The sequence below is a fragment of the Streptomyces ipomoeae 91-03 genome, assembly GCF_000317595.1.
In the GTDB taxonomy this organism is placed as follows: Bacteria; Actinomycetota; Actinomycetes; order Streptomycetales; family Streptomycetaceae; genus Streptomyces; species Streptomyces ipomoeae.
The window spans coordinates 1-13741 of sequence record NZ_AEJC01000580.1; the positions used below are offsets into that span (position 1 = coordinate 1).

A 13741-nucleotide genomic window follows, 5' to 3' on the forward strand; every position below is an offset into this window, starting at 1 on the left:
CCCATGATGTTGAGCTTGTCCAGGCCCGGGTAGACGGCCGCGAACAGCGCCGGGATGATCGCGAAGTACTTCGCGACGTCGTTGGCGATGGAGAACGTCGTCAACGCGCCCCGGGTGATGAGCAGTTGCTTGCCGATCTCGACGATCTCGATGAGCTCGGTCGGGTTGGAGTTGCGACGAGCTTCCCGCCGGCCTGCTCCCGCTTGATGAGAGCCATCTTGTCCTCGGGCGTGGCTTCCGCGAGGAAGTCGTCGACGCCCGCCTCCTCGGCGATCGCCTTCGCGGTCAGCGGGTTGTCACCGGTGATCATGACGGTCTTGATGCCCATGCGGCGCAGTTCCTCGAACCGCTCCCGCATGCCGTCCTTGACCACGTCCTTCAGGTGGATGACCCCCAGGACCCGGGCACCCTCGGAGTCCTCGATCGCGACCAGCAGCGGGGTGCCGCCCGTTGCCGACTCACGGCGATCCACTGGGCACCCATGGGCGCCCAGTGCAGGTGGGGCAGCCGGACCACATACCGCTCGCCGTCAGTCGCCAACCCGGGGCGACACTGTTGTCCGCCCGGGCTCTGTACTCCTGACTCGCCGCATTGGCGTGCCGCCACTGCCCAGCCGCACGCCCTCCTGTCGGCCTACCGAAACACGCTGCGCGGTCTGGAACGGCCTCACACCCCTATAGCAGCGACCGGCGCCACCTGCAACGAGCACGGGAACATGTCGGCTTGACCACGGCGCCCAAGAACGCCTCGCCGTCTTCCTCGGCCCCCCGGCGCTCTGGCACCGCCATCTCGCCGCCCCGCAGACCTATCTGCGGCACGTCCCGGATTGAGACCCACCTATGAGCGCGGTATGACTTTCCGTTGCCGGCTCGGTGTTTTCGTCGCGGACGGGAGACGCCCGGGCGGAACCTTTGCAAGAGCCCGTTTGGAGACGTTGCGGTCATGGATAGTGCTGCGGTAGCTGGGGCTTGGTCCTAAGTGTCGCGAAGCTACGGAGGGTGACTATGCGTTCCTTGACCTTCGTCATTGGTACGGGGCGTAGCGGCTCGACCGCGCTGTCACGCATCCTCAACGCCCACCCGGACGTACTGAGCCTCAACGAGTTCATGGCCTCCGTGGGCGACATCGCCTTCCCCGAAGGGAAGGTGACCGGTGGAGAGTTCTGGCAGTTGCTCTTCCAGCCCGCCCCACACTTCGAGCGAATGATCCGTAGCGGGCTGCCGCTGCCGGAATTCCTCTACACACGCCGCCCCGGGAGGTATGCGGCGGAGACCACCGGTATTCCCGCGCTCTCCCTGATGGTGTTGCCTCACCTCACCGACGACCCGGACGGGCTCCTCGACGAGCTCTGCTCTGCGGTGGTGCGGTGGCCCGAGCGCACCGCCGCCGAGCACCACCGAGCGCTGTTCGACCTGCTCTGCGTGCGGTTCGGACGGACCGCCGTCGTGGAGCGCTCCGGTTACTCGACAGGCTGGGCGCCAAGGCTACGGGCCGCGTTCCCGGATGCGAGGTTCGTGCACATGTTCAGAGAGGGACCGGACTGCGCCCTGTCCATGAGCCGTCATCCCGGATACCGCACGATCTCCCTGCTGCGCGAGATCAAGGCACGAGCCGGCGTCGGCAGTCTCGCCGACCTGACCGACGAGCACGTGCGCTCGCTGCCCGTGGACCTGTCACCGCTGCTTGCCGACCGCTTCGATGCCGCCCTCGTGCGCGACCGGGACCTCCCCCTGCGGACGTTCGGCACTCTGTGGTCCGAACTGGTCACCGAAGGCACGGAGTTCCTCAGCCAACTGCCCGCGGACCAGCGCACCACACTCGCCTACGAGGACCTTCTCGACAATCCCGCCGAAGAGCTGACCCGCCTGGCCGAGTTCATCGGCGTCGACCCGCTCCCGCAGTGGCTGCTCACCGCATCCGCCTCACTCGACCACAGCCGACGAGGCTCCGCCCAAAGGCTGTCGGCCGCTGAACTCGCCGAGTTGAAGGAGAGCTGTGCCCCGGGCACTCGCGTTCTTGGGGGACGACCGGACCGGTGACAACGCCGCCCGCGTCAGTTTTCTGCCTTCGACGCCGCCGAACCTGACGAGGCAGCAGCCACGCACTGCGCGGGGGCGGCTGCGACGAGGGATCTGTGACAGCGATGAGCCCCCGGTGCCCCACCGGGCCGGGGGCTCAGTCACGCGTTTCACGGGGGTTGCGGAAACACGTCTCGCCGTACTCAGCGACGCTCCTGCACCCTGGTTACGGCCCGCGCGCTGTCGGTGGGTCGGTTGTGGCCGCGGAGAGTTTCTTCATCGCACAACCTGCTGTTCGTCGGTATGCCACGTTCTCGGATCCGGCCTGCAGAATCCAGGTGCGCATGAGTGCACCGCCGGGACTTGGTGTGATCGGGGCGGTAGGGAGCGTGGCCGGGCGCAGCGTGTGAACCTGCGCCCGGCTTCCGTAGATGCGCTGTCCCGCCCGGGTGTGGGGCCTGCGCCGGGTTCCGGCCGACCGGTTGGTGGGGTGGTCGCGTTGTATGAGGCGGCGGCGTTCCCCCTGACACCCGGCGGGGTGAGCGCGGGGAAAGGCAGGCCCGCCGCACGGTCGCCTACCGGCTTGCTGTCTACGACGGCCTGCCCCACCCGGTGCGGGCGTCGGCAGCGGAAGCGCTGGAGGCCATCGATGAGGGCTTGGTGCGGCGCCGTGAGCACCTGGCAGGACCTTCTCGAACGGTACGGTCCCCACCCGGGGGGTCAACGGGAGGAAGGACTCGCGACCTCAAGGGTGGCGGTGAGATGCACGACGCCATGGCCCCGGACTCACATGACCGGCGTCGGCACGCTCCGTACCGGAGGTGTCATCGCTTCCTGCCGACGCCGCCGAAGTGGGTGACATCGACGATCTCCCCGTCGTTGGTGTCGGGGCGCCAGCGGGAGCAGGAGACGATACCCGGTGGAAGGAGTTCGACGGGGTCGAAGAGGCGTACGAGGTCCGCATGGCTGCGTAGCGTCATCGGTGCCGAGCCCTGGCTGTTCCAGTACCGCACAGCCTCCGTCATCGCCTCACCGTCCACCTCGGTCGTGGGGTGGGAGATGACGAGGTGACTGCCGGACGGTACGGCGTCCATGAGGCGGTGGACAATGGAAGCCGCCTCGTCGGTGTCCATGACGAAGTTGAGGACGCCCAGCATGGTGACCGCGATCGGGCGTTCGAAATCCAGGGTCTCCGCAGCCCCCCGCAGGATTGCCTCGGGGTCGTGCACGTCCGCCTCGATGTAGTCGGTCGTGCCCTCGGACGTGCTGGTGAGCAGAGCATGGGCGTGCGTGAGAACGATGGGATCGTTGTCGACGTAGACGATCCGGCAGGACGGGTCCACCCGCTGAGCGACCTCGTGAGTGTTGTCGGCGGTCGGCAGACCCGTGCCGATGTCCAGGAACTGGCGGATGCCCGCCTCGGCGGCGAGGACGCGGACCGCACGAGCCAGGAACTTCCGGTCGGCCACCGCTGAGCGAGGCAGCGCGGGCACGAAGGAGAGGATCTGGTCGCCGACCTGCTCGTCGACCGTGTAGTGGTCCTTACCCCCCAGCCAGTAGTTCCAGATCCGGGCCGAATGTGACACATCCGTGCGGAGCCGGTCTATTCGTGCGACGCCTTCGTCACGTGGAACTGAGAGATCCGACATACCGAGTGGTCTCCTTCGGGCAACAGAGATCAGGATGTGGCCCAACCTAGACGCACATCCCCAGCGACCGCAGCCGCTTCGCGCGCTTGGGCACCACTGACCGTGAACCGCGGGAGACACGCGGGGACTTGGGGCCAGGCTGATCTCCATGGGTGAACCCTCCTGCCTCCCGTGCCGCGTGCCGTTCGGATGAGGCCAGCTGCTGCAAGGGGTGCCGCAGGTCCCGGGCGAAAGAGTGGGCGGGCGAGCCGGAACTGGGTGCGGGCGGCGATGGTCAGCCTGTCCCACCGGTCGGCCGCTTTCGGCTCCCGCAGCCGCCGGCAGGGTCCAACCAGGGCTGCTTGAACAGCCGGAATCCGTCCTCCAGGTCGAACCTGCGCAGGGACGCCTGCCGGGTCCGGTCGACGTCCGTGTCGATGGAACGCCGGGCTTCGAGGACCTCAGCCGAACCGCTGGCGCCTCGCGGTTCCTTCGACAGGTGCGCTGCGCACATATGACGCGACCGTGGTCCGGCTCGCCGGCGGACTCGGCATCGATCCGGGCCGGAGCCGCACGACGCCCGCCGGGCGGTAGCGCGACACCGACGGCTCCGGCGGCTGCGCGGCAGCCGACCGAGCGGCGCCCCGCGATCCGGCGTCCGGGCCGTGCCGTGCCGGAGCCCGTGCCCGTCCGGGCCGGTTTCGGCTCCCTCGGGTCGGATCTGTGGGGCAGCCCGCACTCCTCGCGGGCGGACGAGGCAGGCGAGGTGCTGCGCTCCCGGGGCGACCGGGTGAAGGGAACGTCGCACACCCGCCACGACGACCACGCCGAGCGCCACTGGGTGGCTGCCCGGCCTCGGCCTGGGACAGACATGCCCAGTCCCTCGATGTCGGGGGCGCCTTGCCGAGATCACCACGGAATGCCGTCTCGTCCGGTATCGGGCCATGGACACATGCGGTGTGACCCATGGACGCATGTGGTGACCCATTGACGCATGTGGTGACCCATGGACGCGTGTGGTGACCCATGGACGCGTGTGGTGACGTTCCGGCGACGCCGCTGGTGGGAGCCGAGGGCGGAAGCCTCCTTCGGGGCCCGGCGGATGCGTGAGGAGCAGACCTCGCCGGTGGGCCCCGGCGAGTGGGCCGGTGTGGTGTCAGCCGGCGTTCGTCGGATGCGAGAGGTTGGCGCCGGTTGCCGGGTCGAACACATGCGCTTTACTCATGTCGATCCGTAGCTCCAGGCGTTGCCCCTCGCGGGCGCGTGTGGCGGCGTCCAGGCGGGCCACGACCTGCTGGACGGCCTCGGCACCGGTGTCGTGCAGACCCGAGTCGGTGGCAAGCTCCTCGAGTTCGGCGGTCCGCGCGGGCCCGCCCTCCTCGGTGAAGTGGATGTACACATCGGAGCCCAGGGACTCCAGGACGTCCACGGTGGCGGTGATGACCGGCCCGCGCCCGGCGTGCGCCAGGGCCACGTCCTCGAACGCCTCGGGACGCAGCCCGAGGATGACCTCGCGGGGTACGGTCTGCCGCTCCAGTGCCCGCCTCGTACGGTCCTCCAGTGGCAGGTCCCCGATGGAGGAGTGCAGGACACCGCCCTCCATGGTGGCGTTGAGGAAGTTCATCGCCGGGGAGCCGATGAAACCCGCGACGAAGAGGTTGCGCGGGAAGTCGTACAGCTGGGCGGGCGTGCCGACCTGTTGGACCACCCCCAGCCTCATGACCACGACGCGGTCGCCGAGTGTCATCGCCTCGGTCTGGTCGTGGGTGACGTACACGGTGGTGGTGCCCAGGCGCCTTTGCAGCCGGGAGATCTGGGTGCGCATCTGGACGCGGAGCTTGGCGTCCAGGTTGGACAGCGGCTCGTCCATCAGGAACGCCTTCGGGTCACGGACGATCGCCCGCCCCATGGCCACGCGCTGTCGCTGCCCACCGGACAGGGCGGCCGGCCTGCGGTCCAGGAACTCGGTCAGAGCGAGGATCCGGGCGGCCTCCGCGACCTTGGTGTTGACGGTGCTCTTGTCCACCTTGGCCAGACGCAGCGGAAAGCCCATGTTCTCGCGCACGGTCAGGTGCGGGTACAGGGCATAGCTCTGGAACACCATCGCGACGTCACGGTCCTTGGGCGGGAGATCGTTCACGACCCGGTCCCCGATGCGCAGGGTGCCCGCGGTGATGTCCTCCAGACCGGCGATCATGTTCAGGGTGGTGGACTTGCCGCATCCGGACGGACCGACCAGGATCACGAACTCGCCGTCGGCGATGTCGAGGTCCACGCCTTGCACGGCGAGGGATCCGTCGGGATAACGCTTGGTGACTCCCTCAAGGACGATCTCGGCCACGGACTGGTGCCTCCTTGCCTTCATGCCTGCATGTGCCTGCATGTGCCTGCATGGCTTCATGCCTTCACGCCTTCATGGCTTCATGCCTGCGCGCCTTCCGGGTCCGGTGTGCGGGAACGGTGTGCCGAAGCCGGCGACGGATCCGCCGCCTGGGTGCCGGTCACCCCTTGACCGCCCCGGAGGTCAGTCCGGCGACGATCCGCCGCTGGAAGAACAGCACGAAAACGATGATCGGGACGGTGATCACCACAGCTGCCGCGGCGATCGATCCCGTGGGTTGCTCGAACTGCGAACTCCCGGTGAAGAACGCGATCGCGGCCGGCACGGTGCGCGCGGACTCGGTGGAGGTCAGCGAGATCGCGAACAGGAAGTCGTTCCAGCAGAAGATGAACACGAGGATCGCCGTGGTGAACACGCCCGGCGCCGCCAGCGGCACGATGACCAACCGGAACGCCTGCGCCGGCGTGGCCCCGTCGACCTTGGCGGCCTTCTCCAGGTCCCAGGGGATCTCCCGGAAGAACGCCGACAGGGTGTAGATGGCCAGCGGCAGCGAGAAGGTCATGTACGGGATGATCAGCCCGAGCCAGGTGTCGAAGATCCCCAGGATCCGCTCGATGTTGAACAGCGGTGACACCAGGGAGATCGGCGGGAACATGGCGATCAGCAGGGACATGCCGATGAGGATCCGCTTGCCGGGGAACCTGAGCCTGGCCACCGCGTAGGCGGCCATGGTTCCCAGCACGACGGCGATCACCGTGGCGATCAGGGCGATACCGATCGAGTTGACCAGCGCGCGGGTGAACTCGCTGGTTCGGAAGATGCCCCGGTAGTTCTCCCAGGTCCAGTCCCTGGGAATGTAGTCACCGTCGGTGAGGGTGCCGGGGTCCTTGAACGACAGCGCGGCGATCCACCACACCGGGAACAGCGCGTACAGCACCACGACCACGTTCACCACGCCCCATCGGGTGGCGTGTGCCTTTCCCACAGCGGCCATCAGCGCTTCACCTCCGCGCCCGGTGCGGCCGTGCCGAAGAGTCTGACGAAGGTGAAGGCGATGATCGCGACGCAGATGAAGATCAGCACCGAGATCGTCGATCCGATGCCCAGGTTCAGCGCGGTGAACAGGTTGTCGTAGCCGAGGATCGACACGGACCCGGTGCCGTGTGCGCCCGCGGTGAGGATGTAGACGTTGTCGAAGATCCGGAACGCGTCCAGCGTGCGGAAGAGCAGTGCCACCAGGATGGCCGGTTTCATCAGCGGCACCATGACCTTGGTGAACCGCTGCCACGGGGAGGCGCCGTCCACCATGGCGGCCCGCAGGGTCTCCTCGGGGACCAGGGCGAGGCCCGCGAGCAGCAGCAGCGCCATGAACGGCGTCGTCTTCCACACCTCGGCGAGGACGATCAGCCACAGGGCGGGCCACTGCTCGGTCAGCGGAGCGCTTCCGCTGGGCAGCAGGTCGGCGAAGTATCCGAGCCGCGGGGTCCAGGCGTACTGCCAGGAGAAGGCGGCGACCACGGTGACGATGCCGTACGGAATGAGCACAGAGGTGCGGACGACGCCGCGCCAGAAGAGGGTGCGGTGTATCACCAGGGCGAGCCCCATGCCGAGTACCAGCTCGATGGCCACGGAGACCCCGGTGATGAACGCCGTCACCCAGAAGGCGTCCCACCAGTACGAGGAGGACAGCACCGCCCCGTAGTTGCTCAGACCGATGAACTCCGCCTGTCCCGGGAAGCGCAGGTCGTACCGCTGGAGGGACAGATAGACGGCGTATCCGATGGGATAGGCGGTCACGGCGAGCATGACGATCACGGCGGGCGCGCAGAGCAGCCAGCCGAGCCGTCGCTCCTGCCTGGCACCCGCCGAGAGTGCCGGACGGTCCCGCCCCGTCCGCTGTTCGGCGGTCGGCGGGCCCCCGGCCGTGCGGGTCCGCGCACTCATCTCGGGCCCCCTCGGTACGGGTGCCGCGGGTGCCGGCCGACGGCCGGGTACGGGCGGTGGCGGTTCACGGGATCACACCCTTGGATCGCAGGGCATCGTCGATCTGTTCCCTGATGGTGTCGACCGAGCTCTCCGGTTCGATCGCGGACGGCGGAGACAGCGCGTGGGAAATCACGATCGACACGTTCTGGTAGGCGGGAGTGAGCGGGCGTACGCTCGCCGACTGCAGGGCGGCGAGCACTTCCCCGGCGAACGGGTACTCCTTGACGAACGACGGCTCGTCGTACAGGGCCCGCAGGGTCGGGGGCAGACCGCCCTCCAGCGCGGCGGTGAGCTGGTTCTCGCGGTTGCGCAGGCACAGGGCCGCTTCGAAGGCCAGGTCGGGGTGGCGCGAGTAGGCACTGACCGCCAGGTCGATGCCCCCGATGGTGGGCCGTGCCGGGCGGTCGGCGTCGACCCGGGGGTACGGAGCCCAGCGGAAGTTCTTGAACAGCCGCGGGTTGTTCGCCTTCATCGACGGATGGACGAACGGGTAGTTGAGCTCGAACGCCGCAGTTCCCGACTCCATGGCCAGGCGGTTCTGGTCCTCCATCTGGTTGGACAGGGAGGGGTCGGCGGCCGGGGAGTTCGCCAGGTCGCGCATGATGCCGGCGGCCCGCATCGCGGGTGGGCCGAGGGAGGGCTCGGTCGCGCTCGGGTTGAGGATGGCGCCGCCCGCGCTGTTGACCAGCGTGTTGAACCAGACGGTCAGTCCCTCGTACTGGGCGCCCTGGATCTCCACGTAGTGGGGTTTGCCCTGCCGGGCGAGCCGGCGCGCCATGTCCAGCAGCTCGGCCCACGTTGTGGGCGCGGTGGGTACCAGGTCCTTGCGGTACCACAGGAGTTGGGTGTTGGTGTTGTACGGGACGGCGTAGAGCTTGCCCTTCCAGGTCGAGGTCTGCAGCGGCGCCCGCAGGGTGCCCTCGGTGGCCTGTCGCTTCGCCGCGCCCGTCCACTCACGGATCCAGCGTGCCTCGGCGAACTCCGCCGGCCAGGTGACGTCCAGGCCGAGGATGTCGAGCGAGTCGTCCTTGGCGGCGAGCCTGCGGACGAGTTGCTGACGCTGGCCGTCGGCGGCGCGCGGAAGCTTGTGGTAGACGACCCGGTAGCGGCCGCCGGACGCCCGGCTGCACCGGTCCGCCGCCTTCTGCAGCGCACCGGAGTCGTCGGGGAAGTTGTACCAGTTGACGCTGCGCGTGCCGGCGCCCTCATCGCCGCCACAGGCGGCGAGCAGGGACGCCAGTAACGGCAGTACGGCAAGAGCTCCCAGCCGTCGCGTCCGCACGGAATGCACCTTCTCTCCCGGAACCCGGTGGAATCCGCACCCGCGCACGCGGCGACACCTCGCTCCCGGGACGGCGGCACGGGACGTGGCCCCGCGGCGTTTTTCAGTTCCGAGCCAAGGCTAGGCACCACAGAGCGCAACATAAGGCATAAACATTCGAAACATCACCTGTATCGACCAATTGCCCCCAACCTGCCATCCATCACCCACCGGCGGCCGACGACCGCGCGGCATCGCAGTCCCGCGCCGACCGGGGGCCGACCATCTGCCGCCACCGGTGACCGTCTCCGACCGCAAGGCGCCCTGTCCGAGTGTCCGAGGGAGAGCATCGGCTCCGCCCGGCTGTTCCGGCCGGCTCGCTATGACCGTCAGCTACTTTGTCCCTTCGTCGTAGCTTCGGAGAGAAGGGCCGTCTCGTCAGCCCAACAGGGCGTCGCGGTCAGGGAGTTGAATGTGGACGCACAGGACGCGCAGGACACGGCCAAGAGGCTGCGGGCGATCAGCGACGAGCTGTCGGACCGTTTCTACGAGCGGGCCGACGTGGTGCGGACGCTGGTGGTGACTCTGCTGGCCGGGCAGCACTCGCTGGTGCTCGGCCCGCCCGGAACGGCGAAGTCCGAGATGGCCCGGGAGCTCACGGGCAGGATCGAGGGGGCGGCCTACTGGGAGATCCTGCTGTCGAAGTTCACCGCGCCGACGAGGATGTTCGGTCCCATCGACGTCGCCGCGCTGGCCCGGGGTGAGTACCGCCAGGTCTACGACGGCCGCGCCACGACCGCGCACATCGCGTTCATCGACGAGATCTTCAAGTGCTCCACGGCGGCGCTGAACGAGACGCTGGGCTACCTCAACGAGCGGATCTACCACCCCGAGAACGGCGGTGAGCCGATCCGCTGCCCCCTGATCGGAGCCATCACGGCGAGCAACGAACTGCCCAGCGAAGAGGATTCGGCCGCGATCTACGACCGGCTGCTGGTGCGGATCGAGGTCGGGTACCTGGAAGACCCCTCGAACTTCGCCGCGCTGGTCCGCTCCGCCGTCAGCCGCCCGGCGGCACCGACACGGACCACGGTCGAGCTGGCCGCGTTGCAGCACGCCGTAACCGAAGCCGTCCCGGCCGTGGACGTCCCCGACGTGATCGTGGACGCGGTGTGCACGCTGCGGGCCGCCCTGCGCCGCAAGGAACTCGTCGCCTCCGACCGCCGCTGGCGGCAGGCGGTCGGCCTGCTCCAGGCGTCCGCGTTCCTCGACGGCCGCACGGCGGTCGCCGAGGCCGACCTGTCGCTGCTGACTCACGTGCTGTGGGACTCCCCCGCCCAGCGCCCGACCGTCGAGCGCGAGGTGCTGCACCTGGTCAACCCCGACGCCAAGGAGGCGCTCGACCTGGCCGACGCCATCGACGAGTTGGAGGCCCAACTCGACGCCATGGCCGGGCAGTCCCGCGAGGCGCTGAGCGAGTGGGTCATCAAGAAGGCCCACAACAAGCTCGCCATGGCGGGGAAGCGGCTGGAGAAACTGCGCGAGGAGGCCGCGAGAGCCGGCCGCTCCACCGCCGCCATCGACCGGGTCACCGGCCGCCAGCGCGCCGTCCGCGCCCGCGTTCTCACCGAGGCACTCGGCGTGGACGCGAGCATGGTGCAGGCCCAGCTCTGAGCACCAGGGCGATCAGAAGCATGGACACGACACCGAGCAAGCTCGACGAGTTGACGAGCCGGGCCGGAAAGTGGCTGGGCCTGTCCGCCGCCGGCGAGCGGCACACCGCGGCCGTGGTCGTGGACCGGTTCGACCGGATCACATGGCGCGACACCTATGAGCAGTCGGCCGCACTGCGCGATCTGGCCGAGGAGCTGAACGAGCGCCACGACCACACCATCGACCTTCTGACCGACGCGTTCCTGGCCGCCTACAAGGTCGGACCGCGCTTGCGTGAGCGCGCGGAGATGGACCCCTCCCGGCTGGTGAACCACCAGGTCATCACCTCGCTGGTGGAGTCACCGGAGTTCGCCGAGCTGCACCGCGAGACGGCGGGCGACCCCTATGCCGCCGCCATGGCCGTACTCGCCCAGGCCACCACGCTGCGGGGGCTGCTGGAGCGCTCCCGGGAGGCCCAGGCACGGGCCGAGCAGGCGAAGGAGGCCCAGCAGGACGCCGAAGGCGCGGCGACCGCCGTGAGTCAGGCGCTCCAGCGGGCCGCCGAGGACGGCACCGTGCCTGCTCCGGCCGCCGACGCCGTACAACAGGCGATCGAGACCACCGAGACCGCCGAGGCCACTGCGCGGCAGGCCGCCCAGGACGCGGCGCGGGCCCTCGCGGCGGCGGCCCCCGGTGCCCGTGCCGCCGCGCGGAACGCGGCGGCGAAGGCCGCCGAGGCCGTGCGGGAGGAGGCCGCGCTGATGCGGGCATGGGGCGTCGGCCCCGGCGAGCTGGAGCGGATGCCGTTCGACCGGCGGGCCCGGCTCGCCGAGCGGCTGCGCACCGGCCGCCTCGCACAGTGGGCCGAGCTGATCGGTCGCTTCCGGCAGATGGCCCACGGTGAGCGCGCCCGCAAGGTGGAGAACGCCACCGGGGAACTGGTCGGCGTCACGCTCGGCAACGATCTCTCCCGCGTCATCCCCTCCGAGCTGGCGGGCCTCGGCGTGCCCGAGCTGCGGGCGGTGTTCGCCGTGCGGTACGCCGCCGGGGAGCTGATGCTCTACGACAGCCAGGGCGAGCAGGCCACCGGCCAGGGCGCCGTCATCGCGTGCGTGGACACCTCGCACTCCATGTACGAGGCAGGGCCCGGTGGGGTCACCCGGGAGGCGTGGGCCAAGGCGTGCGCCCTGGCGCTGCTGGACCAGGCCCGCCACTCGGGGCGTGACTTCGTCGGCATCCTGTTCTCCGCCGCCGACAAGATCCAGGTCTTCCGCTTCCCGGCCGACCGGCCCGCCGGCATCGACCGCACCCTCGACTTCGCGGAGGCCTTCCTCGGCGGCGGCACCAGCTACCAGACGCCGCTGACAGCGGCCGGGAAACTGCTGGAGGAGGAGTTCAACGACACCGCCCGCAGACGCGGCGACATCGTGATGATCACCGACGACGACTGCGGCGTCACCGAGGCATGGATGCGCGACTGGAACGATGCCAAGCACCGGTTGGGCTTCCGGGTCTTCGGCGTGGCCGTCGGCGCCCCACGCGTCGCCGAAGCCGACTCGGTGCTGGAGTCCCTGTGCGACAACCTCCGCTCCATCGAGGACCTCACCGATGTCCACGCCGCCGCCGACCTCTTCCGCGTGATCTGATCCGGCCTCCTCCCCCGCGACCCCGACACTCAAAAGGGGATCTGAGCCATGGCGCAGAAGAACGAGACGACGGCTGTGGAGAACAGCAGAGAGCCGGGTGGGCAGCTCATCGGTGAGGTCTACGCCTCGTCGTTCGAGCCCGGGGCCGAGTGGGATGCCAGGGGCGTTCAGGCGTGGACCAGGCCCAGCGCCATCTTCAGGTTGTGCTCCGCGATTCCCGCCATGAACGCCCTGTCGGGGAAGTCTCCGTCGAGCAGCCGCAACGGACCCGCCGTCAGCGACAGGCGCTGCGCGAGCGTGTAGAGCGCCAGCCGGTCCTCGTCCAGTCCGTCCACCTCCAGCGGCCGGTAGGCGTCGTGGAGACGGATTCGCAGGAAGACGTGCTCCCACTCGACGTCGAAGTACATCAAGCCCTCGATGTCGATGACCACGGGGTTCCCGTCCGCGTCCACCAGCACGTGGTCGGGTCCCAGTTCACCGTGCACGACGGCGTACTCCGCGCGCGGCCGTACCGCCGCCGCCAGATCCAGCAGCCGCTCCCACAGCCGGTCGCGGGCCCCCGCGATCCGCGGATCACGCGACGCCGCCTCGGCGAGGTCCCGCAGCGCGCGGTCCAGGACGACCCCCTCGCACGACGTCCCGCGCGATGTACCGTCTCCGTCGACCACGGCCACCTTGCCGTACGTGGAGGCCCGATGCTCCCGCATCGACTCCAACGCCTCCCCGAGCCGGGCCATGACCGGTGCAGCCGCGCTGGGGTCGCGCGCGAGCAGCTTCTCCAGGTTCTCGCCCGGGACGTCCTCCACGATCGCGAGGTCGGCCGGGTAGTGGGTGCCGTCACGGTCGAGCAGCCGGATCGCCGGGACGCGGACGCCGAGCGCGTCCAGCCGCGCGTGCGCGGCCTCGAACAGGTCGAGCCCCAGGCCGGGCGAGAACGGGTCGGTGAGGTCGTCGTCGCCCTCGACCGCCGGCCAGTAGTTCTCGGCGTCGTCCCACAGGTAGGCGATCGCCGTCGTCGCGTCGTCCATCACCAGGCGGTACACGCCCTTCTTGCTGCCGCCCGCGACCCTCTCGACCGCCTCCAGCCGCCGCCCACCGCCCAGCGCGGCCCGCGCCGCATCCGCCAACTGCCCCCGCGCCACTGCCCTGGCTGCCATGTTCCGAACCGCCTCTCCGTCACGACAATCCGCGCACCCTACGGGAGCATC

10 protein-coding genes and 1 pseudogene are annotated in these 13741 nt (G+C 69.4%); 3 read left to right on the forward strand and 8 right to left on the reverse strand.

Annotation, left to right across the window (positions count from 1 at the left end):
- Positions 1–463 (reverse strand): annotated as a pseudogene (locus tag STRIP9103_RS37460) (HAD-IC family P-type ATPase); the annotation flags it as partial.
- 541 nt (positions 464–1004) lie between these two features.
- Between STRIP9103_RS37460 and STRIP9103_RS37465 the strand changes: the two are divergent.
- On the forward strand, positions 1005–2039 hold the full coding sequence (locus STRIP9103_RS37465) for a sulfotransferase family protein (RefSeq protein ID WP_009334087.1): 1035 nt from the start codon (positions 1005–1007) through the stop codon (positions 2037–2039).
- An 803-nt stretch (positions 2040–2842) separates the two neighbouring features.
- Here the strand turns inward: STRIP9103_RS37465 and STRIP9103_RS37470 are convergent.
- The 6 genes from STRIP9103_RS37470 to STRIP9103_RS37495 form a co-directional block, all read right to left on the reverse strand.
- Positions 2843–3667 (reverse strand): SAM-dependent methyltransferase, encoded by an 825-nt coding sequence (locus tag STRIP9103_RS37470; protein WP_009334133.1) that lies wholly within the window; start codon positions 3665–3667, stop codon positions 2843–2845.
- A 274-nt stretch (positions 3668–3941) separates the two neighbouring features.
- A complete protein-coding gene (locus STRIP9103_RS37475; RefSeq protein ID WP_009334091.1) occupies positions 3942–4160 on the reverse strand; it encodes a hypothetical protein in 219 nt (72 codons plus the stop codon).
- Positions 4161–4802: 642 nt separating this feature from the next.
- On the reverse strand, positions 4803–5987 hold the full coding sequence (locus STRIP9103_RS37480; protein ID WP_009334141.1) for an ABC transporter ATP-binding protein: 1185 nt from the start codon (positions 5985–5987) through the stop codon (positions 4803–4805).
- A gap of 160 nt (positions 5988–6147) precedes the next feature.
- Complete coding sequence (locus STRIP9103_RS37485; RefSeq protein WP_009334099.1) at positions 6148–6981, reverse strand: carbohydrate ABC transporter permease; 834 nt, start codon at positions 6979–6981, stop codon at positions 6148–6150.
- A complete protein-coding gene (locus STRIP9103_RS37490) occupies positions 6981–7931 on the reverse strand; it encodes a carbohydrate ABC transporter permease (RefSeq protein ID WP_009334148.1) in 951 nt (316 codons plus the stop codon). Before STRIP9103_RS37490 ends, STRIP9103_RS37485 begins: the two co-directional genes overlap by 1 nt.
- Positions 7932–7995: 64 nt before the next feature.
- A complete protein-coding gene (locus STRIP9103_RS37495) occupies positions 7996–9255 on the reverse strand; it encodes an ABC transporter substrate-binding protein (RefSeq protein ID WP_009334143.1) in 1260 nt (419 codons plus the stop codon).
- 453 nt (positions 9256–9708) lie between these two features.
- Here STRIP9103_RS37495 and STRIP9103_RS37500 point away from each other — a divergent pair, with 453 nt between their 5' ends.
- Together STRIP9103_RS37500 and STRIP9103_RS37505 are read left to right on the forward strand one after the other, a co-directional pair.
- Positions 9709–10908, forward strand: a complete 1200-nt coding sequence (locus tag STRIP9103_RS37500; protein ID WP_009334153.1) for an AAA family ATPase — start codon at positions 9709–9711, stop codon at positions 10906–10908.
- A gap of 20 nt (positions 10909–10928) precedes the next feature.
- Positions 10929–12533, forward strand: a complete 1605-nt coding sequence (locus STRIP9103_RS37505; RefSeq protein WP_009334145.1) for a vWA domain-containing protein — start codon at positions 10929–10931, stop codon at positions 12531–12533.
- A 167-nt stretch (positions 12534–12700) separates the two neighbouring features.
- Here STRIP9103_RS37505 and STRIP9103_RS37510 read toward each other — a convergent pair whose 3' ends face one another.
- Positions 12701–13690, reverse strand: a complete 990-nt coding sequence (locus STRIP9103_RS37510) for a phosphotransferase family protein (RefSeq protein WP_009334105.1) — start codon at positions 13688–13690, stop codon at positions 12701–12703.
- Positions 13691–13741 lie beyond the last annotated feature (51 nt).